At 70.2% G+C, this 24,238-nt stretch carries 32 protein-coding genes and 1 tRNA gene; 21 read left to right on the top strand and 12 right to left on the bottom strand.

Going from position 1 to position 24,238, the window contains the following annotated elements:
• Positions 1 to 14 precede the first annotated feature (14 nt).
• The 4 genes from EOT10_RS08525 to EOT10_RS08510 form a co-directional block, all read right to left on the bottom strand.
• Positions 15 to 569, bottom strand: a complete 555-nt coding sequence (locus EOT10_RS08525; protein ID WP_127827474.1) for a copper chaperone PCu(A)C — start codon at positions 567 to 569, stop codon at positions 15 to 17.
• Positions 566 to 1,279, bottom strand: coding sequence for an SCO family protein (locus tag EOT10_RS08520; protein ID WP_223280886.1), 714 nt, complete (start codon positions 1,277 to 1,279; stop codon positions 566 to 568). Before EOT10_RS08520 ends, EOT10_RS08525 begins: the two co-directional genes overlap by 4 nt.
• Before the next feature lie 103 nt (positions 1,280 to 1,382).
• Positions 1,383 to 2,141, bottom strand: a complete 759-nt coding sequence (locus EOT10_RS08515; protein ID WP_127827473.1) for a YcnI family copper-binding membrane protein — start codon at positions 2,139 to 2,141, stop codon at positions 1,383 to 1,385.
• 236 nt (positions 2,142 to 2,377) lie between these two features.
• On the bottom strand, positions 2,378 to 3,184 hold the full coding sequence (locus EOT10_RS08510; protein ID WP_127827472.1) for a hypothetical protein: 807 nt from the start codon (positions 3,182 to 3,184) through the stop codon (positions 2,378 to 2,380).
• 215 nt (positions 3,185 to 3,399) lie between these two features.
• Here EOT10_RS08510 and EOT10_RS08505 point away from each other — a divergent pair, with 215 nt between their 5' ends.
• Positions 3,400 to 3,861, top strand: coding sequence for an ATP-binding protein (locus EOT10_RS08505; protein ID WP_127827471.1), 462 nt, complete (start codon positions 3,400 to 3,402; stop codon positions 3,859 to 3,861).
• A 98-nt stretch (positions 3,862 to 3,959) separates the two neighbouring features.
• On the opposite strand, the gene EOT10_RS08500 is transcribed toward EOT10_RS08505, so the two are convergent.
• Both EOT10_RS08500 and EOT10_RS08495 read right to left on the bottom strand, forming a co-directional pair.
• A complete protein-coding gene (locus EOT10_RS08500) occupies positions 3,960 to 5,429 on the bottom strand; it encodes an aminopeptidase P family protein (protein ID WP_127827470.1) in 1,470 nt (489 codons plus the stop codon).
• A 203-nt stretch (positions 5,430 to 5,632) separates the two neighbouring features.
• A complete protein-coding gene (locus tag EOT10_RS08495; protein WP_189491344.1) occupies positions 5,633 to 7,138 on the bottom strand; it encodes a PP2C family protein-serine/threonine phosphatase in 1,506 nt (501 codons plus the stop codon).
• A gap of 461 nt (positions 7,139 to 7,599) precedes the next feature.
• On the opposite strand from EOT10_RS08495, the gene EOT10_RS08490 reads away from it, so the two are divergent.
• Together EOT10_RS08490 and EOT10_RS08485 are read left to right on the top strand one after the other, a co-directional pair.
• Complete coding sequence (locus EOT10_RS08490; protein ID WP_127827468.1) at positions 7,600 to 8,295, top strand: bifunctional DNA primase/polymerase; 696 nt, start codon at positions 7,600 to 7,602, stop codon at positions 8,293 to 8,295.
• Between the two features lie 54 nt (positions 8,296 to 8,349).
• Positions 8,350 to 9,048, top strand: coding sequence for a hypothetical protein (locus tag EOT10_RS08485; protein ID WP_127827467.1), 699 nt, complete (start codon positions 8,350 to 8,352; stop codon positions 9,046 to 9,048).
• Positions 9,049 to 9,248: 200 nt separating this feature from the next.
• On the opposite strand, the gene EOT10_RS08480 is transcribed toward EOT10_RS08485, so the two are convergent.
• The 3 genes from EOT10_RS08480 to EOT10_RS08470 form a co-directional block, all read right to left on the bottom strand.
• On the bottom strand, positions 9,249 to 10,211 hold the full coding sequence (locus tag EOT10_RS08480) for a DUF5926 family protein (RefSeq protein ID WP_127827466.1): 963 nt from the start codon (positions 10,209 to 10,211) through the stop codon (positions 9,249 to 9,251).
• Between the two features lie 129 nt (positions 10,212 to 10,340).
• Entirely contained in the window at positions 10,341 to 10,892 is a 552-nt protein-coding gene (locus tag EOT10_RS08475) for an ATP-binding protein (protein WP_431313266.1), read from the bottom strand.
• A 151-nt stretch (positions 10,893 to 11,043) separates the two neighbouring features.
• Complete coding sequence (locus tag EOT10_RS08470; protein WP_127827464.1) at positions 11,044 to 11,874, bottom strand: glycerophosphodiester phosphodiesterase; 831 nt, start codon at positions 11,872 to 11,874, stop codon at positions 11,044 to 11,046.
• Positions 11,875 to 12,064: 190 nt separating this feature from the next.
• Here EOT10_RS08470 and EOT10_RS08465 point away from each other — a divergent pair, with 190 nt between their 5' ends.
• Positions 12,065 to 13,573: a S1C family serine protease gene (locus tag EOT10_RS08465; protein ID WP_127827463.1), complete on the top strand. Its 1,509-nt coding sequence runs from the start codon at positions 12,065 to 12,067 to the stop codon at positions 13,571 to 13,573.
• Positions 13,574 to 13,634: 61 nt separating this feature from the next.
• A tRNA-Ser gene (locus tag EOT10_RS08460) sits at positions 13,635 to 13,719 on the top strand.
• 160 nt (positions 13,720 to 13,879) lie between these two features.
• Here the strand turns inward: EOT10_RS08460 and EOT10_RS08455 are convergent.
• From EOT10_RS08455 to EOT10_RS08445, 3 genes are all read right to left on the bottom strand, one after another.
• Positions 13,880 to 14,086 (bottom strand): Imm32 family immunity protein, encoded by a 207-nt coding sequence (locus EOT10_RS08455; RefSeq protein ID WP_127827462.1) that lies wholly within the window; start codon positions 14,084 to 14,086, stop codon positions 13,880 to 13,882.
• Between the two features lie 488 nt (positions 14,087 to 14,574).
• A complete protein-coding gene (locus EOT10_RS08450; protein ID WP_127827461.1) occupies positions 14,575 to 15,132 on the bottom strand; it encodes a GNAT family N-acetyltransferase in 558 nt (185 codons plus the stop codon).
• Positions 15,129 to 15,902 (bottom strand): GntR family transcriptional regulator, encoded by a 774-nt coding sequence (locus EOT10_RS08445; protein WP_127827460.1) that lies wholly within the window; start codon positions 15,900 to 15,902, stop codon positions 15,129 to 15,131. Before EOT10_RS08445 ends, EOT10_RS08450 begins: the two co-directional genes overlap by 4 nt.
• Positions 15,903 to 16,056: 154 nt before the next feature.
• On the opposite strand from EOT10_RS08445, the gene EOT10_RS08440 reads away from it, so the two are divergent.
• The 16 genes from EOT10_RS08440 (at position 16,057) to EOT10_RS08375 (ending at position 24,095) form a co-directional block, all read left to right on the top strand.
• Complete coding sequence (locus EOT10_RS08440; protein ID WP_127827459.1) at positions 16,057 to 16,386, top strand: SCO3933 family regulatory protein; 330 nt, start codon at positions 16,057 to 16,059, stop codon at positions 16,384 to 16,386.
• A gap of 2 nt (positions 16,387 to 16,388) precedes the next feature.
• Entirely contained in the window at positions 16,389 to 17,729 is a 1,341-nt protein-coding gene (locus EOT10_RS08435) for an FtsK/SpoIIIE domain-containing protein (RefSeq protein WP_127827458.1), read from the top strand.
• An 81-nt stretch (positions 17,730 to 17,810) separates the two neighbouring features.
• The gene (locus EOT10_RS08430) at positions 17,811 to 18,005 is read left to right on the top strand and encodes a hypothetical protein (protein WP_127827457.1); all 195 of its coding nucleotides are present in this window, start codon (positions 17,811 to 17,813) and stop codon (positions 18,003 to 18,005) included.
• A gap of 2 nt (positions 18,006 to 18,007) precedes the next feature.
• Positions 18,008 to 18,181: a hypothetical protein gene (locus EOT10_RS41215; protein ID WP_189491343.1), complete on the top strand. Its 174-nt coding sequence runs from the start codon at positions 18,008 to 18,010 to the stop codon at positions 18,179 to 18,181.
• A 28-nt stretch (positions 18,182 to 18,209) separates the two neighbouring features.
• Entirely contained in the window at positions 18,210 to 18,392 is a 183-nt protein-coding gene (locus EOT10_RS08425; protein ID WP_127827456.1) for a pRL2-8, read from the top strand.
• 73 nt (positions 18,393 to 18,465) lie between these two features.
• On the top strand, positions 18,466 to 19,188 hold the full coding sequence (locus EOT10_RS08420; protein WP_127827455.1) for a DUF2637 domain-containing protein: 723 nt from the start codon (positions 18,466 to 18,468) through the stop codon (positions 19,186 to 19,188).
• A 19-nt stretch (positions 19,189 to 19,207) separates the two neighbouring features.
• Positions 19,208 to 19,396: a mobile element transfer protein gene (locus EOT10_RS08415; protein ID WP_127827454.1), complete on the top strand. Its 189-nt coding sequence runs from the start codon at positions 19,208 to 19,210 to the stop codon at positions 19,394 to 19,396.
• Between the two features lie 8 nt (positions 19,397 to 19,404).
• Complete coding sequence (locus EOT10_RS41015) at positions 19,405 to 19,560, top strand: DUF4175 domain-containing protein (RefSeq protein WP_146003134.1); 156 nt, start codon at positions 19,405 to 19,407, stop codon at positions 19,558 to 19,560.
• A gap of 26 nt (positions 19,561 to 19,586) precedes the next feature.
• The gene (locus EOT10_RS08410; RefSeq protein WP_127827453.1) at positions 19,587 to 19,910 is read left to right on the top strand and encodes a SpdD-like protein; all 324 of its coding nucleotides are present in this window, start codon (positions 19,587 to 19,589) and stop codon (positions 19,908 to 19,910) included.
• Position 19,911: 1 nt separating this feature from the next.
• Positions 19,912 to 20,163: a hypothetical protein gene (locus EOT10_RS08405; RefSeq protein WP_127827452.1), complete on the top strand. Its 252-nt coding sequence runs from the start codon at positions 19,912 to 19,914 to the stop codon at positions 20,161 to 20,163.
• Between the two features lie 94 nt (positions 20,164 to 20,257).
• Positions 20,258 to 20,449: a hypothetical protein gene (locus EOT10_RS08400; RefSeq protein ID WP_127827451.1), complete on the top strand. Its 192-nt coding sequence runs from the start codon at positions 20,258 to 20,260 to the stop codon at positions 20,447 to 20,449.
• Between the two features lie 5 nt (positions 20,450 to 20,454).
• Positions 20,455 to 20,700 carry a hypothetical protein gene (locus tag EOT10_RS08395; RefSeq protein ID WP_127827450.1) on the top strand — a complete coding sequence of 82 codons (246 nt, stop codon included), beginning with the start codon at positions 20,455 to 20,457 and terminating at the stop codon, positions 20,698 to 20,700.
• A complete protein-coding gene (locus EOT10_RS08390) occupies positions 20,697 to 21,362 on the top strand; it encodes a class I SAM-dependent methyltransferase (protein WP_127827449.1) in 666 nt (221 codons plus the stop codon). Before EOT10_RS08395 ends, EOT10_RS08390 begins: the two co-directional genes overlap by 4 nt.
• On the top strand, positions 21,359 to 22,753 hold the full coding sequence (gene repSA / locus EOT10_RS08385; protein WP_127827448.1) for a replication initiator protein RepSA: 1,395 nt from the start codon (positions 21,359 to 21,361) through the stop codon (positions 22,751 to 22,753). Before EOT10_RS08390 ends, repSA begins: the two co-directional genes overlap by 4 nt.
• Complete coding sequence (locus EOT10_RS08380; protein WP_189491340.1) at positions 22,747 to 22,956, top strand: excisionase family DNA-binding protein; 210 nt, start codon at positions 22,747 to 22,749, stop codon at positions 22,954 to 22,956. The genes repSA and EOT10_RS08380 overlap by 7 nt, the downstream gene beginning before the upstream one ends.
• Positions 22,956 to 24,095, top strand: coding sequence for a tyrosine-type recombinase/integrase (locus EOT10_RS08375; RefSeq protein WP_127827446.1), 1,140 nt, complete (start codon positions 22,956 to 22,958; stop codon positions 24,093 to 24,095). The genes EOT10_RS08380 and EOT10_RS08375 overlap by 1 nt, the downstream gene beginning before the upstream one ends.
• The last annotated feature ends 143 nt before the right edge of the window (positions 24,096 to 24,238 follow it).

Raw genomic sequence — 24,238 nt, 5'->3', positions numbered from 1 at the left:
GAACGGTCAGCCCCTCAGTGCGACGTGTGCGACGAGTGCGACGGCGCCGACGGCATGGACGACATCGACATGGACGACGCCGACGTGTGGCCCGACTTCGCCGTCGGGTTGTACGTGGCGGCCTTCACCGGGAACGTCACCCTGACGGTGCCGGACTTGGCGAAGTGCAGCTGCACGGACACCTTGTCGCCCTCCTTCGGCGTGTGCTTCAGGTTTTCGAACATGAGGTGGTTGCCACCGCGTTCGAAGTCGAGCTCGCCGTCGGCGGGGACGGGGAAGGACTTCTGCTCCCTCATCACCCCGCCCTTGGTGGTGTGGAGGGTGACCTGCTCGGCGATCGAACTGCTCACGGAGGTGAGCGTGTCGGCGCCGCCGCTGTTGTGGACGATGAAGAACCCGGCCGCCATGTCGCCGCCCGCGGGCGCCGGGATGAACGCCTCGCCGACCTTCACGGCGGGCTTGCCGCCGTTCGAGGACGCCGAGGCCGACGGGTCGCCGGAGCCGCAGGCGGTGAGGGCGAGACCGGCCGAGAGCGCTATGGCGCCGAGGGCGAGCGGTGCGCGCCTCACGGCTGTTCCCCCTTGATGATCTTGGGGAGGTCCTTGGTGTAGTCGTCGACGGTGGCGTCCTCGCCGTACAGGACATAACCGGCGTCGGTCTTCGGCGAGAAGGCGATGACCTGGGTGCCGTGCATCGAGACGAGCTTGCCGTTCTTGTCCTTCTGCGTCGGCTCGATGGAGATGCCGATCGTCCGGGCGGCGCCCTGGATGGTGGCGAAGTCGCCCGTCAGGCCGATGAAGTCGGGGTCCTGGGCCTTGAGCCACTTGCCCAGGACGGCCGGGGTGTCGCGGTCCGGGTCGGTGGTGACGAAGACGACCTGGAGCTTGTCCTGCTCGGCCTTGGGCAGGGCCTTCTTGGCGACGGCGATGTTGCTCATCGTCAGGGGGCACACGTCGGGGCAGTGCGTGTAGCCGAAGTAGATCAGCGTCGGCTTGCCCTTGGTCTGCTCGCGCAGGTCGAACTTCTTGCCGTGCGTGTCCGTGAGGACGAGGTCCGGCTTCTTGAAGGGCGAGTCGAGCACGGTCGCGGCCTTGTTCGAGCCGGCCTCGGCGGACACCTCGGCGACGGGCTTGTTGCTTCCGTCGCCGCTGCCGCAGGCGGAGAGGGTCAGCGACACGGTGGCGACGAGTCCGGCGGCGAGCAGGGCCTTGCCGCGCAGCGCGCGCCGAGGAGCTGTGTGCGGGGTCGTGCCGTGCGAGGTCTTACGGGGAGAGCGCATAGAAAAATGTCCCAGATGTGAGGCGGGCGGATGGGCACCGGGGTCGGCCGGCGGCCGTCGGGGCCGGCGGTGGTGCCGACCCCGGTGCCTGTCCGCGGCTGGTTCAGCTGTTGGTGCGACGGCGTCCGGCGAGCACGCCGAAGGCCACGCCGGCCGCGCCGACGACGATGCCGACGACGCCGAGAACGCGTGCGGTGGTGTCGCTGTCGGAGGAGCCGTCGGAGGAGCTGCCGGACGAGGCGGCGGCCGGGGCTGCCTTGTCGTCACCCGACGTGGCGCCGTCGGCGCCGGCACCCCCGTGGTGGTCGGCCGTCGCGGCCGTGAGCTCCAGGGTGGGCGCCGGGTTCTCCGGCTCCGCCTGGCCCTTCTCCTGCGGCTCGATCCAGCGGACGACCTGCTTGTTGTCGTACGTCTGGATCGCCTTGAACACGAGCTGGTCGGTGTCCTCGGGGAGGGCGCCGATGGAGAGCGGGAACTTCTGGAAGTAGCCGGGCTGGATGCCCTTGTCCTTGCCGGAGCCGTCGGCGGTCCAGGTGACCTTGGAGACGGCGTGGTCGATCTTCTCGCCGTGCATCTCGAGCGGCTTGGCGAGCTTGGACTTGGTGACCTCGGCCGTCCAGCCGGGGACGGGCTCGGGCATGACCGACGCCAGCGGGTGGTCGGTCGGGAAGTTGACCTCGACCTTGGTGGTCGCGGCGTCGTCGCGCTCGTTCGGCACCTTGAAGTCCACGACGGCGTATCCGCCCTTGGCGGCGGCGCCCTCCGGCTGCACGGTGACGTGCGCGAACGCGGGGACGGAGAGTGCCAGGACGGCGGACGCGGCGATGCCGCCGACGACGGAGACGCGGGAAATCTTCTTCATGGCAGAAAGCACTCCACTTTGGCTTTTCAGCGGAACAGCGAACGGTGAGGTGTGCGCACGCCTGTCGACGGGCACGCGCGCGTGCCGCACGACACCGCTCCGCCCCGCGGGAACCGGCGAACTGGAGATGCCGGGAGACCGGAGAACCGTGAGCTCGGAAAACCGTGAGCTCGTGAGCTCGGAAAACCGAGAACCGGCGCAAGGCCCGCGTGGAGTACTGGAGTACGTGTGCCGTGTCAGGCGGCGAGACGGAACGCGTCGCCGGCGGGCGGACCGCGCCTGATCACCGAGTGCTGAAGTGCCGTCGTGCGCAGGGGAAGCGGCGCGAGGAGCGCCGTGGGCACCACGTGCGGCGCCACATCCGCCCCGCCCGGCAGCCCCGCCCTGAGCGCGCGTACGAGAGCGAGAGCGGCGCGCAGGGAGCGGACGAGCGCCCCCTGGGCGACTCCCTGCGCCGAGTTCGCCGAGAGGCGGACGAGCCGGCCGAGCGCGAGGTCCCCGTGCCGCAGCAGCCAGCCCGCCACGACCGCGGCGAGCAGGTGCCCGAGCAGCATCGGCAGGGACGGCAGCATCGGCATGGAGGCGGCCGTGTCGGCGGTCATGTGAGCGTGCGCGGCCTGCCCGGAAGCGGGTTCGACCCCGGCGTCCGAGAGGATCCGCTGCGCCTGCACGGGGCTGATCGCCGCCATGCCCGTACCGCACATGAGGCGTGCCGCCCGCTCCACGACCGAGGGTTCCTGCGCGGTCTGCGCCATCGTCATGGTGCCGTGCTGGCCCACTCCGAAGAGCGTGTGCAGACCGGTCTGGCCGAGGGCGAGAGCGGCGGCGATGCCCGGCAGCGAGCGCTCGCGCCCGGCGAGCGGAGCCGCGACCGAGAACACCGCGAGGAACCCGGCGCCCAGCGTCCACAGGGGGACGGTGGCGCACGAGGCGAGCACATGTCCTGCCGCGGACAACGCGACGCAGACCGCGGTGAACACCGCGGCCCTCAGCAGCCGGACATCCGTTCCGGTGCGCGCCTCGCGCGGGTGGGGGGCAGACATGGCGGCCTCATCATCGCACTGGGCTTACCCGCCCCATACGGCAGGTCCACAAGGTCCGGAATCTGCCAGCGTGCCCCATGGGACCGCCTCTGTACACCGCCGCCACCGGTCCGCGCGTCCGCCGTATGGGCGATATCACGTGATCCGTGCGATTGCACAGGGGCCGTCGCGGCAATACGTATCGGTATGTCGAGCCGCGGCCAGGAGGCTGGAGCATGAGCATCTGGTGGTCTCTCCACTTGCGGCGCGAGGCCGCGAGCGTCCCGCTCGCCCGACGCCTTCTGATCGGCACGATGGAGACCGCGGGGGTGGACCCCGACGTGTCGTACGACCTGTCCGTCGCCCTCAGCGAGGCCTGTGCCAACGCCGTCGAGCACGGCGGCGACCCGGCCCCCGGCGACCCCGCGGGCGCGTACCGGGTCACGGCCTACCTCGAGGGCGAGACCTGTCGCATCGAGGTCGCCGACTCCGGTCCCGGCTTCCCGGCGCTTTCCGGCCGTGGCACGGCGATGCTCAAGGCGGCGCCCGACCACGCCGAGCATGGCCGCGGACTCTGCCTCATCCGGGAGCTCGCGGACCACGTCCACTTCGTCAACAGACCCGGCAGGGGCGGCGCGGTGGTCAGCTTCGACAAGGTCCTCAAGTGGCGCGCGGACGCGCCCCTCGTCTCCGCCTGACCCCCGCCCGCCCTCAGCCGGTTCGCTGAGCTCCTGAGCTTCGATCAGCCCTCTAGCTTCGATCAGCCCTTGAGCTTCTATCAGCCCTTGGGTTTCGATCAGCCCTTGAGCCGGGCCATCCACGCCTCGACGTCGTCCGAGCGGCGCGGCAGACCGGCGGAGAGGTTCCGGTTGCCGTCCTCCGTCACGAGGATGTCGTCCTCGATCCGGACGCCGATGCCGCGGTACTCCTCCGGCACGGTCAGGTCGTCGGCCTGGAAGTACAGACCGGGCTCGACGGTCAGGCACATGCCGGGCTCAAGGGTGCCGTCCACGTACGTCTCGGTGCGCGCGACGGCGCAGTCGTGGACGTCGAGGCCGAGCATGTGACCGGTGCCGTGCAGGGTCCAGCGGCGCTGGAGGCCGAGCTCCAGGACGCGCTCGACCGGGCCCTCGACGAGACCCCACTCGACGAGCTTCTCGGCGAGCACGTGCTGCGCGGCGTCGTGGAAGTCGCGGTACTTGGCGCCCGGCTTCACGGCCGCGATGCCGGCCTCCTGGGCCTCGTACACGGCGTCGTAGATCTTCTTCTGGAGTTCGGTGTAGCGGCCGTTGACCGGCAGGGTCCGGGTAACGTCGGCCGTGTAGAGGCTGTGCGTCTCCACGCCCGCGTCCAGGAGGAGCAGGTCGCCGGAGCGGACCGGGCCGTCGTTGCGGACCCAGTGCAGGGTGCAGGCGTGCGGACCGGAGGCGCAGATCGAGCCGTAGCCGATGTCGTTGCCCTCGACGCGGGCGCGCAGGAAGAACGTGCCCTCGATGTAGCGCTCGCTGGTGGCCTCGGCCTTGTCGAGGATCTTCACGACGTCCTCGAAGCCGCGGACGGTGGAGTCGACGGCCTTCTGCAGCTCGCCGACCTCGAAGGCGTCCTTCACGAGGCGGGCCTCGGAGAGGAAGACGCGCAGCTCTTCGTCGCGCTCGCGGGTGACCTTGTCGGTCAGGGCGGACTCGATGCCGGCGTCGTGGCCGCGCACGACGCGGACGGGGCCGGTCGCCTCGGCCAGCTGGCCGGCGAGCTCGCGGACGTCGGCGGCGGGGATGCCGTAGACCTGCTCGGCCTCGGCGAGGGAGTGGCGGCGGCCGACCCACAGCTCGCCCTGGCCGTCGAGCCAGAACTCGCCGTTCTCGCGGTCGGAGCGCGGCAGCAGGTAGATCGTCGCGTCGTGCCCGGTGGCCGTCGGCTCCAGGACGAGGACGCCGTCCTCGGTCAGGTTGCCGGTCAGGTACGCGTACTCGGTGGAGGCGCGGAAGGCGTACTCGGTGTCGTTCGAGCGGGTCTTGAGGTTGCCCGCGGGGACGACGATGCGCTCGCCGGGGAAGCGTGCGGAGAGGGCGGCGCGGCGGGCGGCCGTCTCGGACACCTGCGCGATCGGCTCGAGGCCGTGCAGCTCGGTGTCGGCCCAGCCGGACTTCATGCTCTCGGCGAGCTCGTCGGACACGCCCGGGTACAGGCCGTTCTTGCGCTGCTTGATCGGCTCGTCGGCCTCGGTCGCCGAGATCTCCGGGTTCTCCGGGTTGAGCTCCTCCGACACGTCTTCCTCCTAGATAAGGCCCTAGATAAGGCCCTGGGTAAAAGGCCCTGGACAAGACCCTGCATGCGGCCCTGGGATCGGCCATGGGTGCGGCCTGGGTACAACGATGGACCCCGTCCATCGTACGGTCGCGCGGAAGGGGTCCCAGGGTCGGAAGGCCTGTTACACCGGGGCTACGGGGCGTGCCTGAACGGTCACCGTGGTCACTCGAAGCGCGCGGCGAGCAGGACGACGTCCTCGTCGCTGTCGGCGGCGTCGAGTCCGTCCGGCAGGACGGTGTGCAGAACGTGGTCGGCGATCGCGCCGGGGTCGTCGCGGATCGTCCGGGGGACGCCGGCCGCCGCCGCGTGCAGACGGGCGAAGGCGCGGTCCATGGCATCGCCGGTGCGGTGCAGGAGGCCGTCCGTGTACAGCAGCACGGTCTCGCCGGGCTCCGGGCTGAACTCGACGCTGGGCGCCTCCCAGCAGGCCAGCATGCCGAGCGGCGCGGACAGCGACGTCTCGATGAACTCCGTCCGTCTCTCGCCGATCACCAGCGGGGGACTGTGCCCGGCCCCGGCCAGGACGATCTTGCGCAGGGCGGGTTCGCAGTACGCGAAGAGGGCGGTGGCGCTGCGCGCGGGCTCGGTCAGCCGGAGCAGCAGCTCCAGGTCGGAGAGGACGGCGACCGGGTCCTCGCCCTCCATGACCGCGTACGCCCGCAGGCTGGCCCGGAGCCGGCCCATCGCGGCGACGGCGCTCGCGCCGGATCCGGTGACGGAGCCCACGGCGAGGCCGAGCGCTCCCTCGGGCAGCGGCAGCGCGTCGTACCAGTCGCCTCCGCCGCGCGGGCCCGTGCGGTGCCGGGCGGCGAGCTGGACACCCGCGACCCGCGGGAGCCGCGACGGCAGCAACTCCTCGGCGATGGTGCGGGACTTGGCGCGCGTCCGCTCCAGTTCGAGCAGGCGGGCGAGGTGTTCGGTGGCGTAGCGCGTGTAGAGGCCGACCAGGTGGCGCTGGCGTTCGACGGGTTCGGCGGGCTCGTCGTAGAGCCAGACCGCGGCGCCGAGCAGGCCCGCCGCGGTGGTCGCGAGGGGCAGCGCGAAGCTCGCCGCGTAGCCGAGCCGCGCGGCGACCTCGCGGTGGCGCGGATCGAGCCCGTCCTCGGCCAGCAGGTCCGCGTGCACCTCGGGTTCGTCGCCCGGGTCCGCACGGTCGAGGATCTTCCCGTACGAGGTGGCGCCGCGCGGCACCGTCTCCAGGTGGCCGAGGTCGGCGCGGGCGAGGCCGAGCCCCACGACGGTGTCGGGTCCCAGGCCGTCGGCGGGCTCCAGTGCGAGCAGGCCGCGGCGGGCGCCGACGAGGGCCGCACCGGCGCGGAGCACCTCGTGCAGCGCGTCGTCGAGGGTGGCCGTCCTGGCCAGCCGTTCCGTGAGTTCGTGCAGCGTGGTGAGGTCGGAGACCCAGCCGGCGAGCCGGTCCTGGATCAGCGCTCCGGGGGCCGCGGGGGAGGAAGGAGGCGCGGGCGCGGGTGACGCGGGCGCGACAGTGTGTGCGGGTGGGGGAACCGTTGAATCGATTCCAGCCACTTTCGGAAAGTGCGGGGCGGTCATAGCGTTCGGCTTTCCGACCGGTGCGTATTGCTCGATAGCATCGCAAACCCCCAGGTGATTCTGCGCCGCCAGCAGTGTCTCCACATCTACACGCACTGGTGAGGGGATGTCCAGCATTGTCCTGCTGGGATTCCTGGTGTCCAGGAGGCTCGTGCGGTATTTGTGATCTCTGACCGAGCTTGGCCGAAAAATGCCTCGGGTAACGGCATATTGCGGTCGACTGGGATTGTTCGACAGAGCGTCACAGCGGTCGGGATGGGTACGTACTCGGTGAAGGCCAGGGGTAGTTGCGATCGACCCGGAACCTGGCGACGGACCCGGGCGTCCTAACCACCGACGACCGTGCCCCATCCTCCCGTGGTGGAGGCGGCGAGTAACACGCGCGACGGTAAACGCCAGGCACCGCCACCCCGCGCCAGGCTTTTCAAGTACGCGGCCGGCGCTCGGACTATAGGGGTTCCCCCAGATCGAGGCCGGGGCGCGACGCTCCCCGGTACGCACGCTCAGTGAAGTGATCGACACATGGTGTGATGTGGCCCATAGCGTTCTCTTCGGTCAACGGAAAGGAACGAGCGCTCATGCGCGAGATCCCCGGAAGGCGACGCAGGCTCCTGTCCAGGCGGAACAACGGGAAGTCTGATCAGTTCAGCGCGGCCCTGACCTTCGCGACCGCATGGCAGTGGCCCGTGCTCCCGGGCGTAGGACTCGAGAGGACGGGGCGCCGCGACGGTGTCAGCTGCGCCTGCCCCGACCCGGAGTGCACGGTGCCGGGCGCGCACCCCTTCGACCCGGGGCTGCTCGCCGCGACCACCGACGAGCGCATGGTCAGCTGGTGGTGGACGAACCGTCCGACCGCGCCGATCGTGCTCGCCACGGGGGCCGGTGCGGGCGCGAGCGGCGGACGCGCACCCTGCGCCGTGAGCCTCCCCGCGGCCGCCGGTGCCCGCGCCCTCGCGGCACTCGACCGCGCGGACATCAGGCTCGGCCCGGTCGTCGCCACCACGGACCGCGTCTTCATCCTCGTGGCGCCGTACTCGATGGAGCAGCTCGGCGAACTCCTCTACGCCCAGGACTGGGTGCCGGGGTCGCTGCGCTTCCACGGCGAGGGCGGCTATCTCGCTCTGCCCCCGTCCGACACCGGCTTCGGCCAGGTCCGCTGGGAGCGCGCACCACTGCCCGGCTCCGCGGCACCCTGGGTGCCCGACGTCGAGGCCGTGGTGGACGTGGTCGTGGACGCCCTCACTCGTACGGGTGTGAGCGCCCCCGAGTTGTAGGGGATCGGGCGCGCGGCGCGGGGTGTGAAGGGGCGGCGCCGATATCTTCGGCGCATGCCCTCCTTCCCCAAGCTCTCGAACAGCCTCGAGCAGGGGAGACCCCACTCGCGCCTCCGTCTGCTCGGTCTTCTCGCGGTCGTGATCCTCACCGTCCTCCTCCCGCTGGCCGGCGCCTCCGCGGGGCCCGTCGGCAACACCGCCGAGGACAGCCTCAACTCCGGCGGCGAGCCTGCCGACAGAGCGGGGCACGCCGCGGGAACCGCCGGCGCCGACAAGATCGATGACAAGCCCGGGACGGCGCGGCGGGCCGGGGCGACCGCCGGTGACACGTCCGGCTCTCCTACGTCCGACGGCTCCGCGAACGGGCAGCCCGCAGGCACCTCGCTGCTCGCCGGACTCGGGATCGGCACGGCGGCCCGGTGCGGACCCGAGCTCTCCTCCCCCGACGGCATCGAGGCACAGACCTGCGTCCTGACCCAGGGGCGGGAGACATGGGCGAGGACCTACTACCGCAACGCGACGGGGAGCCCGCTGAGTTCCGTACTGACCCTGATGGCTCCGGCCGGGCGCACCGTGCAGATGCACTGTGCGGTGGGTGCTCAGGACGAACCGGGGACGTGTGACACCCCGCGGGAGCGGACGGCGGGTGAGGCGGGCGACTACTCGGCGGTGGCGGAGTTCGCGGGGGCCGGGGACGAGGGTCCGCTGCTTCTCAGGTCGGGGAGCAACGCGGCGGCGCCGACCGGCAGCTGACCGGACAGGTGCCCGGAAACAGAAGGACCCGGTTGCTGGCGACGGGGGATGCACCAGCAACCGGGCTACTCGAACGGTAACAAGAGATCGGCCGTTAGCAAATTCGATCTCGGCTATTCGTCTGCGGATTTACCTGCCACTACGGGGAGTTGTGACAGGAGTCACCCGTTCCGCCACCGCTTCTGTGCCTGACCGGTCGGTCAGCTGAGAGTCACCTGTCGGTTGGTGAGACCACCGCGCGCCCGACGCTCGTCCACGGTCAGCGGGGCGTCGGAGGCGAGGGCCGCGGTGAGCCGCTCGGCGAACTCGGCGGCCGGCTTCTCGATGTCCTCGGCGCCCATGCCCGTGGGCAGGTCCCAGACCGGAACGGTCAGACCGTGCGCCCGGAAGGACCCGACCAGACGCGTGCCCTCGCCGAGGGAGGACGAACCGGCGGCGTGCAGCCGGGCCAGCGCGTCGAGCAGCTTCTCCTCGGCGTACGGCATGACCCACCGCAGGTGGTTCTTCTCGGGGGTCTCGCACCAGTACGCGGCGTCGACACCCGAGAGCTTCACGGTCGGGATCGCGGCCGCGTTGGCCCGCTCCAGGGACGCGGAGACCTCCGTGGTGGCGTTCTCCGAGTCGGGCACCCAGAACTCGAAGCCCGTGTGCACGACCGGCTCGAACGTGGCCTCCGGGTCCAGCAGGTCCTGGAGGCGCGGTGCGTCGGCGGGCGCGCGGCGCGCCTGAACCGGCGTACCGGGCTCGGCGGTGAGCGCGCGCTGAAGGGTGTCGGCCAGATCGCGGCTCAGGTCGCCCGACGAGGTGTCGTTCTGCAGGCCGAGCAGGACCGAGCCGTCGTCGCGGCGCAGCGCGGGCCACGCCATGGGCAGCACCGTCGCGAGCGTGACCGAGGGGACGTCGTCCGGCAGGCTCTCCTTGAGCGTCAGCTCCGCCGTCGCGGCGGGCACCAGTTCGCGCAGGGCGACCCAGTCGCCCTCACCCGCGAGACCCTCGAACGGGCGCTGCACCAGCTCGGTCACCGCGTGCGCGGCGGCGCGGCCGTGGCAGGCCTTGTAGCGGCGGCCACTCCCGCAGGGGCAGGGTTCCCGGGCGCCGACGACCGGGATCTCCCCGCTGCTGACGTGCGACTTGCCCTTGGTCTGGGGGCGCTTCTTGGCCATCTTGGGTGTCTCCCGGTTACGGCTCTCGTACGTACGGGCGCGAGCCTAGCCCCTCGTACGGCCAGGGGCGGGGATCAGGCCGGGGCGTGCGGCCGGGGCGGGATCCGGCCGGGGCCGGCGGGGCGGGAATCAGCCCAAGTCGTCGAAGGCGTCCGCGAGATCGAGGCCGGACAGCGGCGCGGGCGAGGGGCTGTTCACGCGCGTGGTGAACCCGTCGCGGCGTGGTGCCTGACTGTCGGAGCGGACGTCCTTGTGCACGACCACCCAGACGGTGACCTCACCGGGTGCGTCGTCCCGTACGCCCCAGTCGTCGGCCAGTGCCGTGATGATGTTGAGCCCGCGGCCGCCGTGTGCGGTGACCGAGGGCGTGGCCGGAACCGGACGGGTCGGACCACCACCGTCCGTCACCTCGACGGTGAGACAGCCCCGCGCGTCGACCCTCCAGGCGGCCCGGACGTCGCCGTCCCCGGCCAGTTCGTCGCCGAGGGGCCTGCCGTGCCGGCAGGCGTTGCTCAGCAACTCGGAAAGGATCAGTACGGCATCGTCGATGACCGCTTCCGGGACCCCGCCGACGCGCAGCTGGTCGCGCATCCGGTGTCTCGCCTCGCCCACGCCCGCAGGGCCATGGGGTACGGCCATGCTCGACGACGCGGGCACTTCCTGTGCCACCACCAACGCCACCCCCGAGACCTCCTTCGCCCCACGCCACGGTGTGAATGCCCCGCTGGATTGGACCGGAAACCGGCCAATCCACGCTCAGTGACGCACTCGTGACGATCGAATACGGAGCGAACGCGCCGGAGCACTCCCTGTGATGGGCGCGTGGCTGGTTCTAGCCCCTGCCGAGCTGGCGGAGAACCGCGCGGGGCCGGTTGGTGATGATCGCGTCGACGCCGAGCCCGACGCACAGGTCGACGTCCTCCGGCTCGTTCACCGTCCACACGTGCACCTGATGGCCCGCCCGCTTGAGTTTCTCCACGTAGCCGGGGTGGCCGCGCACGATGCGGACGCCCGGGCCGGCGATGGTGACCCCTCGGGGGAGGCGGCCGTCGCGGTGCCGGGGCGACACGAACTGCATCAGGTAGACCGTCGGCAGGGTGGGGGCCGCGGCCTGGATGCGGTACAGGGAGCGGGCCGAGAAGCTCATGACGCGTACCGGGGACGGTTCGCCGGGTGCCCCGGACGGCGAGTCGAGGCCGAACCGCTTGAGCAGGACCAGCAGGCGGTCCTCGACCTGGCCGGCCCAGCGGGTGGGGTGCTTGGTCTCGATGGCGAGCTCCACGGGGCGGCCGGCGTCGTGGACCAGTTCGAGCAGGCGCTCAAGGGTCAGGACGGAGGTGTCCTCCCCGGCGGAGGCTTCCCAGTCGGGGCCCTCCGCGCTGGTGCGGCCCGCCTCGCTGTTCTTCCAGGAGCCGAAGTCGAGGGCGGCGAGGTCCGCGAGTTCCAGCGCCGACACCGCTCCGCGCCCGTTCGACGTACGGTTGACGCGACGGTCGTGCACGCAGACGAGATGGCCGTCCGCCGTGAGGCGCACATCGCATTCGAGGGCGTCGGCGCCGTCCTCGATGGCCCTTCTGTAGGCGGCCAGCGTGTGCTCGGGGGCCTCGTCGGAGGCTCCGCGGTGGGCGACGACCTGGATCTGCTGCTGTCGTGCGAGGGTCACCGCGTCATGGTGCCACCGCCAGGCGCCGGGCCGCCCAGCGGATGCGTCCGTTTCGCCCGGAGTAAAGGATGGCAGCGGACGCACAGGAACGCCTTATGGTGCCCTGACGTCCCGTGGGAAAAGCTGACCGCATACAAACAGCAGTGCCGATGGAATCAGCTGGTACAGCCGTGGATCGAGGAGAAGAGCTGTGAGCACCGAGAACGAGGGCACTTCGGTACCCCCGGCCCCGTCCGCACCTCCCGTGCCGGTGGAATCTCCCGCTACTCCCGCACCCGCCCCCGCACCCGCCGGTTCCGCGCCCCCTCCGGAGCCTGCGGCCACGCCGGCCGACGGTGTGCCGGGCGACGCGGCCGCGGGCGCGCACGAAGGTCCGGGCGCGTTCGAAGGTCAGGGCGGGCACGAAGGTCCTGGCGCGGCCTCGGGGGCCGCACCGGGAGCCGGCGGGACGCACGAGGCGGCGGCCGCGGGTGGCTGGCCGCCGCCCCCGCCCGCCGTTCCGTCGTACGCGGACGGTGGCGGCGGCGGGCACACGTGGGGCGCCTCCTACCAGCCCCCGGAGCCCAAGCCGGGCGGCCGGCGGGGCGGTCTGCTGGCCGCGGTGATCGTGGCGGCCCTGATCGCGGGCGGTGTCGGCGGCGGCATCGGCTACTGGGCGGCGGAGCGTGGCGACGACAGCGGCACGAGTTCGACGACGGTCGCCGCCTCGGACAGCCCGGGCGGCCTCAAGCGTGACCCGGCCTCGGTCGCCGGCATCGCGGCGAACGCGCTGCCGAGCACCGTCACCATCGAGGCCCAGGGCAGCAACGGCGAGGGCGGCACGGGCAGCGGCTTCGTCTACGACACCCAGGGCCACATCCTCACCAACAACCACGTCGTGGCCTCGGCCGCCGACGGAGGAAAGCTTTCGGCCACGTTCTCGAACGGCAAGAAGTACGACGCCGTGGTGATCGGCCGTGCCCAGGGCTACGACGTCGCGGTCATCAAACTGAAGAACGCCCCGGCGCACCTGAAGCCGCTCCAGCTCGCCAACTCGGACAAGGTCGCCGTCGGCGACTCGACCATCGCGATCGGCGCGCCCTTCGGCCTGTCGAACACGGTGACGACGGGCATCGTCTCGGCGAAGAACCGCCCGGTGGCCTCCAGCGACAGCTCGGGCAGCAGCAAGGCGTCGTACATGAACGCGCTGCAGACCGACGCGTCGATCAACCCGGGCAACTCGGGTGGTCCGCTGCTGGACGCGCGGGGCGCGGTCATCGGCATCAACTCGGCGATCCAGCCCGGCAGCAGCGGCGGCATCGGAGGTTCCGGCCAGTCCGGCTCGGTCGGCCTCGGCTTCGCCATCCCGATCAACCAGGCGAAGAACGTCGCCAACCAGCTGATCAAGACCGGCCAGCCGGTCTACCCGGTGATCGGTGCCTCGGTCGCGCTCGATGAGCAGGGCAACGGCGCGAAGATCACCGAGCAGGGCGCGGGCGGCTCGTCCGCGGTCACGCCGAACGGCCCGGCGGACAAGGCGGGTCTGAAGCCCGGCGACGTCATCACCAAGCTCGACGACACGGTGATCGACAGTGGTCCGACCCTGATCGGCCAGATCTGGACGCACAAGCCGGGCGACACGGTCAAGATCACGTACAAGCGCGGCGGCTCGGAGCACACGGTCAACGTGGTCCTGGGCCAGCGCAAGGGCGACAGCTGACCGAGTCCCCGGCCGAACCCGCTACCCTGGTGCTCGCTCCGCCGGTCCCCGGCGGGGCGAGGGTGGGTTGCCCGAGCGGCCTAAGGGAACGGTCTTGAAAACCGTCGTGGCGCGAGTCACCGTGGGTTCAAATCCCACACCCACCGCGCAGGTTGAAGGCCCCTGACCAGGAACATCGGTCGGGGGCCTTCGTCGTGCGTGCTGCCCGGTCGTGACCGTGGTTCCCCGTGAGTTCCCGGTCTATCGGGCACGGGAGGGGCACGGATGCCTTCTGGCACGCAACATGGCGGCGAGCTGTAGAGAGGCCTACAGCTTGTCGTCGCGTTCGAGGATCAGGCTGATTGAGCCGTCTTCGAGGTTGATGCCGCTCTCAAGATGCTCGTGATAGCCGTCCCGGAGTTCGGGAGCAGCGAGATCGACGAGTCGTTCGGCCAAGTCCCGCAGCCCGGCAGCGTTGGCCGCCACAGTGATTTCGGTGGCTGAGCCGTACACCTTGATCCGGGGTTCATCCATGCGGTCACGCTACAACCGGGCTTCGCACTCTCACCTCAACCCACCACTCTCCCCAGCTCCCATCCCGTCCGCCGTCGACCCACACACCGTGGAGCGGGCGTGGTTCATGGCGTCCAGGTGGAGCGCGCCACTGTACGAACGACCTGGACGCCATGGGCCGCGTCTGCTCGGCTCTGCCTGGGTCGATGGCGGACGGGATGGGAGCTCCCCCGCGCACGCCACGACGGGCCGGCACTCGCGTACGGCGCCCCCTCCATCCCAGAGTCTGAGCGCCCCCGCCGGAGGCATGTCCTGGCCTGGGTCCGCTTCATGCGGTGATCGCCGATTGGCCTCCGGCCCTATCCATGTGTGGGCGCGCGTCGGCGGGAGCGCGCGCGGAGCGGGCCGAAGGCAGGAGCGTCGCGCGGAGCGGGAGCCGGGAAGCGCGCCCGGCGGAGCGGAGCGCAGCCGGGTGCCTTGATGAGGTAGAGAAACCTGTAACAGCTCGCCTAGAGGGGCCGTGGGCTATGCGTCTCGTCGGCGAATCGGTGATCGGCCGGTCGGGCGGGTCGTTGGGCAAGCCATCCGGAAACCCTTGGCCCTCCGTTGACTGCGCCGCCTTCGCGAACTGTCCGCACGTACTCGAAGCCCTGTTGCAAGTAGTAGCGCTGAAGCGCTTCGTTGGTGGTCCACGCGTCGAGCCGAAGCCACTTGGCCCCTGACCTGTAGGCCCTATCTCCTGCCCAATCCAAGAGCCTGCCTCCAAGATCCTGGCCGGCATACTCGCGAGACACCGTCAGTTTGTTGACGAAGATGGACGGCTCCCCCAACTCCTCGGCGGACCACAGCCCGTCCTCGGCCTCCGGTGTGAGCGTGATCGTGCCTGCAGTACGAGAACCGTCACGGAGCATGAACACCGTTCCAGCCTCGATCGTCGCCAACAAGCGGTCGGCGGGGTAGGGGCGGCTCCATTGATCGCTGCCGAGTTTGCTGATCCAGGAAGCCGCTTCGGTCCGGAACGAGAGAAGCTGAGGAAGATCGGCGGGTGCAGCCGGGGTGATTTTCACTGAGGCTCGTTCTCGCTTCGGGCGGACAGATCGCCGATCTCGTAGTTCATCCGGTTCAGGTCGCCCCGGAACGTGGTGATGGTGCAGCGGATGGGGCGCTCGGGGGAGTAGCCGGTTCGGGTCCAGAGCAGGACGGGGACGCCAGCGCCGATCTCCAACAGCCGAGCCTCCTCAGGCGTCGGCATGCGGGTCGCGATCTCGTCGGCGTATCCCACTTGCTCGATCCCAAGACCCGCGAGATACCGGGTCGTGCCTTCTGCAATGTCGCCGGGTTCTGTCAGACGAGGGGCGCGCTCAACTAGCCAATCCGGGTAGTGGGTGGCCTGCGTCGACCATGGAACGTCGTCCACGAACCGGTGACAGAAACGCAGGACGGCTCGCGAGCCAGCATCAACGGTGAGCCGTTCAGCGATGTACTCGGGAGCAGTGGTCAGCTCCACTCGGAACGTCTGGTGTGGCCGGCGTCCGGCGTTGGTCACGTCGGTTGAGTAGGCGTCGCCGTTCTGCGGGAAGCTCAGGTTTTCGAACTTGGAGGCGTTCAGGACGAACACTTCGTGCTTCCGAACCTCGTACCCGAGTCCCTGGCTCGACGAGATCAACCCCTCACTGACCAGCAAGCTCAGGCCGGACCGGATGGTGTTCCGCGAGGCGTCGAAGCGAGTAGACAGCTCGGCTTCCGAAGGGAGACGGGCACCGGGCCCATAGGTCCCGCTGTCGATCTCGCGACGCAGGGCGTCGGCCACCTGTCGGTACTTCGGCTGCTTACTCATACCCCCCATCATGACGCACTCAGTCAACTTGTTGGTACATGTGGCGCCGAAGTGCTTGACGACTCACTCACGGTGATGCACTCTCTACACATCAGCTTGTACCAACAAGTTGAGCAAGCGGTCCAATGGGCCTCATTCGAAACAAGGAGAAGCAATGTCGTCCTTCAAGATCGACCTTTCGACCGCCGTCGTGTTCGTCGCGACTGCGCCCACGCCGAAGATGGCCAACAAGGCGACGGGCGAGCGGGCCGTGGATCGGGAGACGAACGCGGGCCTGTCGACGGTGGGCCTGCTGATCTCGGATGAGGGTGAGGGGAACCTCTACCAGGTGACGGTTCCGGAGACGGGCCTCCCGGAGAACCTCGTTCCGGGTACGCCGGTCTCGGTGATCGGCCTCAAGGCCCGTGACTGGGAGAACGAGTTCAACGGGCAGAAGCGCCATGGCATCGCGTTCCGCGCCGTCGCCATCACGCCGGGGGTCTGATCATGACCGACGTGTCCACGTGGCTGGAGGCCTCGGGCGCCATAGCGGGCGTGGGTGGTGTCGGCTACATGAAGGTTCGCGCTCCGCGCGCTTACTGGGCGACGATCGGTATGCCGGCCGCGTGGGCCCGGTTCACCGTGCAGTACCGGACCACGATGGATGTGTGTGGCCTGACGGTTCAGCCGTCCGGGTTGCGGGCGTTCATGGCTCGTAGTGTCGCTCGCCGCGAGGTTCAGCCGGTCCCGCCGAAGGTCCGTCGGGTGCGGGGAACGTCGACCGGTCTTCGGGTCACGCTCCGGCTGCCCGCCGGTCTGGAGCCGGCCGACATTGCCGCCGCGTCCGAGCGTCTGCGCCACGCCTGGGGAGTGCACGCGGTGCACGTGCTCGCGACCAAGCCCGGTTTCGTCGAGCTCCGGATGACCGGATATGACGTGCTGCGCCGGGTCCGGATGCCGCGCAAGGCACAGGCTCACGATCTCGTGGTGCCGGTCGCGTTGAAGGATGACGGGACCGCGTACGAGCGGGACTACCGCAAGATCCCGCACGCGCTGACCCTGGGCGCGAACCAGTCGGGCAAGTCCATGTACCAGCGGAACCTGATCAAGGGGCTTGCCGGGCTGCCGGTTGCCCTGGTCGGGGTCGACTGCAAGCGCGGCGTCGAACAGTCCCGCTACGCGGCCCGGCTGTCCGCTCTCGCGACGAACCCGGACGATGCTGCCTCGCTGATTGATGTGCTGGTGGCGGAGATGGAAGACCGCTTCGATCTGCTCGCCAAGCATGGCGCCTCGGACCTGTGGGCTCTGCCGGAGCGTCTTCGGCCGGCGCCGGTGGTGGTCCTGGTCGACGAGATCGCGGAACTGTTCCTGATCTCCTCCAAGAAGGATGAGGAACGCCGCGAACGGATCGTCACCGGCCTGATCCGACTGGCCCAGCTGTCCCGCGCAGTCGGCATCTATCTGGAGATCTGCGGACAGCGCTTCGGTTCCGAACTCGGCAAGGGCGCGACCATGCTTCGCGCTCAGCTCACCGGCCGGGTCGTGCACCGGGTCAACGACAAGCAGACCGCAGAGATGGGGCTGAACGACGTGGCCCCGGAATCCGTGCCCGCCGCGTGCACGATCCCTGCCGACCGACCTGGTCAGGCGGTGGCGGCGGACTCCTCCGGCGGCTGGTCCCGCATCCGCACCCCGGAGACCTCGGAGAGCGAAACCGTGGCGGTCTGCCGCGAGTTCGCGCACCTGGCCCCGGACCTTCCGGCCCTGGAGCCGTTCCGCCCCGTCGCTCCGCTGGACCCGACGCTGATCATCCCGCCTATGCCCACTGAGGCTCCGGCGATTCCCTGACACCCCTGCTCCACACGGTCGGCGTGACCGCCTTCGCGCCAGGTCCCTACCCGAGCCATGCCCGAAACAGGAGGAAATCCCATGTATGAGCAGTCCGACTTCTTCCGCACCCTGCGCCTGCTCAGTGACCTGATCGGCTACTCCCACGGCCGCGACGTGGACCGCGCCTTCCTCAAAGCCGTGGGCCCCTCGCTCGCGGCCTCGCTGCCCGCCGGCACCTTCCCGCCCGGCTACGACCCCACCAGCGGCCCCCGCTACCCGCGCTCGGAGTGGTGAGCATGGCCGCGAAGAAGACCCCGCTCCGTCCGCCGGCCGCGAAGCAGTGCGACCCGTGCAAGGGCACCGGAGAGGTCGCCACCTCGGTCCGCATCGGCCGCAAACGCCGCGTCGTCGGCCAACAGAACGGCCTGTGCCTGAACTGCCTGGGCACCGGCGAAGCGCCTCAGGACTGACCCCTCGCTCACAAGAAAGGAGCCGGTGATGGCTCTGTTCGGAAATCCGCGTACCGCTCACTCGTCCATGTCGACGCCCGAGGGCGAGTGCCCGCAGTGCTGGAGGCACGCCTACGACCGCGCGATCCACCGGAGGCTCGGTCCCCGAGAGGACTGCCCGCAGTGCGTGGACCACATGGTCAATGGCTGCCCCGGCTTCAACCGCCGCTGACCGCACCGGGGCCGGGCGGCTGGACCCTGATCCCCGCCCCGCCCCGGCCCAACTCCCCTGAAAGGAGGACGCGATGACCAAGGCGAAAGCGGAACGCACCGCGATCCTCGTAGCCGGTGCCGTGATCACGGCGCTGACGATCGCCGCGTTCTGGCTCTCCTACGCACATCTCGCCTCGGTCGCCCAAGCTCATGGCCTGGCCGGTTCCCCGCAGCGCCGGTGGGCCTGGCCGGGAACGATCGACCTGTTCATCCTGGCCGGCGAGGTCCTGATGTTCCGCGCCGCTCTGCGACACGTCACGGACTGGTGGGCGATCGGCCTCACCGTCGCGGGCTCCCTCGGCAGCATCGGCCTCAACGTCGCCGGCGTCGGAGACCACGCCCCATTCCTCGACTACGTGGTCGCGGCCGTGCCCCCGTCCGCCGCGCTGCTGGCCTTCGGCGCTCTCATGCGGCAGGTCCACACCCTCGTCACCGACCCAGAGCCGGAGCCCGTCGCGGTCCCGGAGCCGGTCACCGTGGAACGGGCCCCGGAGCCACCCCCGGCCGAGCTGCCAACCGCCGAACCCGCCCCCGTGCCGGAGCCCGCTCCCGAGCTGACCGCCCCCGAACCGCTCCCGGCACCCGCACTCAGTGCCCCGGCCGTTCCCCCGGCGCTCCTCGACCACGCACAGAAGATCGCGGACACGCACAAGGCGTCGACCGGCAACCCGATCGCCCCCGACGTGCTCCGCACCCGCCTCGGCCTGCCCGCCCCGATGGCCGACGCGATCGCCGCGCAACTCCAACTCGCCTGACCAGAAAGGAAGATCCGACATGACCGCTCACCGCCGCTTCCGCGAGGTGCGCAAGTTAGGCCCCGTCCAGGTCGCCACGTTCTTCGACGGACGCGGACGTGACCGCCACGTCGCCGCCTGCACCGCCCCGCGCTGCGACTTCTCCGGCGAGTACAACAACCGCTCCGCCGCCGAACTCGCCGCCCGTACCCACCGCTGCTCGGCCTAGGAGATCTCGTGGACGTCCCGCTCTGGCTCGCCGTGATCGTCGTCGGAGTCCTCGGCATCAAGCTCGCCCGCCCGCCGTGGTGGCTCGTGGCCCTGCTTCTGCTCGGCGGCTACCTCATCGCTGGCAGCTTCCTCGGCCCGGCCCTCGGGTCCCTCATCAACTGACCCAACTCGCAAGGGAGATACAGACCGTGTTCACGCCCAAGATTCCGGTCAACGTCCAGCCGACCGGCGAGACCATCCCGCTCACCGGCACCGTCGTCGAACACCACGACCCCGCTGCGACCGCCATCCACTACGTGAGCCCGCCGCCAGCACCCGCCGCGCCGGCTCGGCCCACGGTCCAGCTCACCCCCGGCGCGCTGCTCCTCGCCGTCGGCGGCGGAACCGCTGCGGTCCTCGTGGTCGGTGCCGTGCTGGTCTCCATGCTCCTCGCGGTCGCGATCACCGCCGGTTCGCTCGCGATCGTCGCTCTCGTCACCCGTTCGATCCTCACCCAGGAAAGGAAGCGCTGACATGGGCTTCTTCAGCCGCAAGACCGACAACAGCGAGCCGTCGACCCCGAGCAACCCGGCCATGGCCGAACTCGGACGCGACTACGCCATTGCCAAGCGCCACGGCGACCGCAAGGCCATGAACCGCATCACCCGCGAGATCGGCAAGAGCCGGGTCACGGACGCCGACGGCGAATCCTTCAGGCGCGGACAGCAGGCGTACGAGGACGTGCCGCCGGCGTACTCCAAGCCCCGCCGCAACCGCCGTCGCTGAACGGCCCCCGGGGCGGCCTCGGTCGCCAAACTTCCGCCGCCCCGGGCGCCTGCACCTCTTCCTGATCCATCGGACCCGAAAGGGAAGCCCCATCATGCCTGAGCACACCCCTGCCCGCGTTCGGCTCTGCTCCCACTGCGACGGCTTCGCCTCCGCCAAGGTCACCCTCGGTGGACGCGACTGCCACGGCCACCTGCGCACGATCACGGCCCACTGCCCTGCCTGCCACGGCACCGGCACCGGCAGCACTCGCCCGGCCACTGCCCTCGTCAGCACGGGGCGGTGATCGGAATGGGACTCCTGAACTGGGGCTCCAGCCAGCACTACGACCACTCCGGCAACTGCGCCTGCACCCAGTGCGGCAAGCCCACCCCGATGCGCTCCCACGGCGGTGAGCCCGTCCACAAGGTGTGCGCGGAGGACTGGAACGACCGCAACCCGAGCGCCTCGCGCCACCAGCACGACGGCCGCGACCTGGGCACCAGCCGCTACCACTCCGACCCGCCCCGCAAGAGCCGCAAGGACGGTGCGCGATGAACACAGCTCTTCCCAACGGCCTGCGGGTCCTCGACCTCTTCTCCTGCCAAGGCGGCGCCGGCATGGGCTACCACCAGGCGGGATTCGACGTCACCGGCGTCGACCTCGCTCCGCAGCCCCGCTACCCGCTGCACTTCGTCCAGGCAGACGCGCTCGACTACCTGCGCTCGTACGGAGCGGAGTTCGACTTCATCCATGCCTCACCGCCCTGCCAGCGGTACACACTCGCCCAGCGCATCCAGGGCCGCGAACACCCCGACCTGATCGCCCCGGTCCGCGCCGCTCTCGAAGCGACCGGCCGCCCCTGGGTGATCGAGAACGTCGAAGAAGCAGCCGGCGAACTGCGCGCACCGGTGACCTTGTGCGCCGCAGCGTTCGGGATGCGCACCTACCGGCACCGGCTCTTCGAAACCGGCGGCGGCTTCACCTTCACCCCGCCCCGCCACCGCGTCCACACGACGCCGCTGACCAAGATGGGACGCCCCCGCGCCGCCGGACACTTCGCCCACTACGTCGGCAACTTCTCCGGCGTCCAGGAAGCCCGCGACGACATGGGCGTGCCCTGGATGAACCGCGACGGCATCCGCGAATGCATCCCCCCGGCCTACACCGAGTGGATCGGCACCGCCCTGCTCGCCTCCCGGCTGGCGGTTGCCGCGTGACCGACACCGCCACCATGGCGGGCCTGGACCCGGCCACCCTCGCCGACGTGCTGAGGGTTGCCGGGTCCTCCGGCTTCGACCGCCTCCAAGACCAGATCCGCCGCACCGGCGGCTGCTCCGACCCGATCCACCTGCAAGGCACCACGGTCACCCGCGACCGGACCACCGGACAGGCGCTCTTCTCGTACTCCACCGACCACGAACCCGGCGGCAAACTCCGGGTCGCGTGCGGCAACCGCCGTGCCTCGCGCTGCCCCTCCTGCGCCTGGACCTACGCGGGCGACACCTACCACCTGATCCGCGCCGGCCTCGTTGGCGACCCGGGCAAGGGCACTCCGCACACGATCCGTGAGCACCCCCGCGTCTTCGCCACGCTCACCGCCCCGAGCTTCGGCCCGGTCCACAACCGGCCCGGCAACCGCCCGTGCCGCTGCGGCACCCGACACCCCGAGGACGCACCCGAGCTGGGCACTCCGCTCGACCCCGAGTCGTACGACTACGCCGGCGCCGTGCTGTGGAACAACCACGCCTCCGAGCTGTGGCGCTACTTCACGATCTACCTGCGACGCGAGATCGCCGCCCGCGCCGGCCTCACCCAGAAAGCCGCCCGCGAACAGTCCCGGCTCTCCTTCGGCAAGGTCGCTGAGTACCAGAAGCGCGGCGCCGTCCACTTCCACGCCGTGATCCGCTTCGACGGCCCCGAAGGCCCAGACAGCCCGCCCCCACACTGGGCGAGCGTCGCCCTGCTCACCGACGCGATCCACGCCGCCGCCGCCCGCGTCCAGGTCGATGTGCCCGCCGCCGGCGACCACCCCGCCCGCGTCCTCGGCTGGGGCACACAGCTCGACGTGCGGCCCATCAAGGCCTTCGGTGACGGCTCCGAGATCACGGAACAGGCAGTGGCCTCGTACGTCGCCAAGTACGCCACCAAGGCCGCCGAGACCACGGGCACAGTCGACCGCCGGGTCGGGAACAAGGAAGCTCTCGTACTCCTCGGCGTTCCCGAGCACCCGCGCCGGCTGATCGAAGCGTGCCTCGACCTGCACTACGCCTACCCGGACCGCAAGCTCCGCGACTGGGCCCACATGCTCGGCTTCCGGGGCCACTTCTCCACCAAGTCCCGCCGCTACTCGACCACGCTCGGAGCCCTGCGCCAGGTCCGCGCCGACTACCGCGCTGCCCAGCAACGCGCCTCCCTCGGCCTGCCCGACCCCGACGACAGCACCGAGGCGACCACGCTCACGCTCGCCCACTGGACCTACGCCGGCCACGGCCACACCCCGGGCGAATCCTGGCTCGCCGCCAGCATCCGCCGCGACATCGCACAGAACCGCGAGACCGCCCGTGAAGAGCGCATGACCGACGTACCGACGACAGAGGGAGCGTGGTGACGGTGGACCGCCTGCTGACCGTGCAACAAGCAGCCGAGGCGCTCGGCACCGGAGTTCGGTTCCCGCGTCGGCTCATTGAGGAGCGACGCATCACCTTCGTGAAGGTCGGCCGGCACGTTCGTATCCCGGAGGGTGCGCTGGAGTCCTTCATCACGGAGCACACCGTCGAACCGGTCGCTGTGACTTACCGGAGGGCTGCGTAATGGCTGGTAGGCGTAAGAGTCGGCGGAACTTCGGCCGTATTCGGAAGCTGCCTTCGGGACGGTTCCAAGCTCGGTATCCGGGGCCCGATGGTGTGCTCCGCTCAGCTGGCAAGACCTTTGCCACGACCACTGATGCGGACCGGTGGTTGTCCAAGAAGCGCATCGAGATCGAAGAGGGTCGATGGCTCGATCCGGCTGAGGGCCAAACGACCGTGCGGGACTGGTCGGCTCGGTGGCTCGCTGCCGTATCCCCGCAGCTCAAGCACAAGACGCAGGCGTCGTACCGGTCATTGATCAACTCGCTGATCAATCCCACTCTCGGGGATCGTGAGCTCGCGAGCCTGCGGCCGATCGCGGTCACGGAATGGGTTGGCGCCATGAACACCAAGGGCCTCAGTGCGTCTCGGATCCGCCAGGCGTACCGGGTGCTTTCGCAGGTCATGCGGTCCGCTGTCGACAACGACATGATCGCGCAGACGCCATGCCGGGGCGTACGTCTTCCGAGGATGCCGCAGACGGAGCCGCACATCCTGACGCCCTTGGAGGCATCTCGGATCGTGCGCAGCGCGGCCAAGCCTCATGACCTCCTGATCGCGCTCCTCGCCTACGCGGGGCTCCGGGTCGGTGAGGCGTTCGCGCTCCGCCGTGCGGACATCGATGTGTCGGCCGGCCTCGTCCTGGTCGACGAGAACCTTGCCGAGGCCAACGGCAAGTTGGTGTTCGACACCCCCAAGTCTCACCAGAAGCGGCTTCTGCGTATCGGACCGTCGCTCGCAAAGCGGTTGGCCGACTACCTGGAGACGTTCGAGGGCGGGGATGACGCTCTCCTGTTCACCACGCCTGCCGGCAAGCCCCTGCGCTACAACCAGTGGCGCAAGGCGTACTTCGATCCGGCTGTCGCCGCCGCCGGCCTCACGGATGTGACTCCGCACGACCTTCGGGCGTCTCATGGGACCTGGGTCGCTGACCGCTACGGTGTCATGACGGCGGCTCACCGCCTCGGGCACTCGAACGCGAGCGTCACGACCCGGCACTACGCCCGTCCGGTCGCTGGGCGTGATGATCAGGTGGCAGAGGCCGCGGACTCCTGGCTTAGCGGCGAAGACGACGAGGATGGGTCTACCGCTGGAGCCACGTGAGGGAACGTCGGCCAATGCTCAGCAAGGAAGGAACGCCTTCGGATCAGGAGGGTCCGGAGGCGTTCCTTCGTTTTGCCCTGTTGCCGGGTGCCGCGCATGGCTACCGCGCGGATCAAGCCCCCGGCATCCTGTGCCTATGGCAA

The sequence above is a fragment of the Streptomyces antnestii genome (assembly GCF_004005495.1).
Taxonomy (GTDB): Bacteria; Actinomycetota; Actinomycetes; order Streptomycetales; family Streptomycetaceae; genus Streptomyces; species Streptomyces antnestii.
Note: the sequence above shows the minus strand (reverse complement) of the source record. Positions and strands in the feature narration are given on the sequence as shown.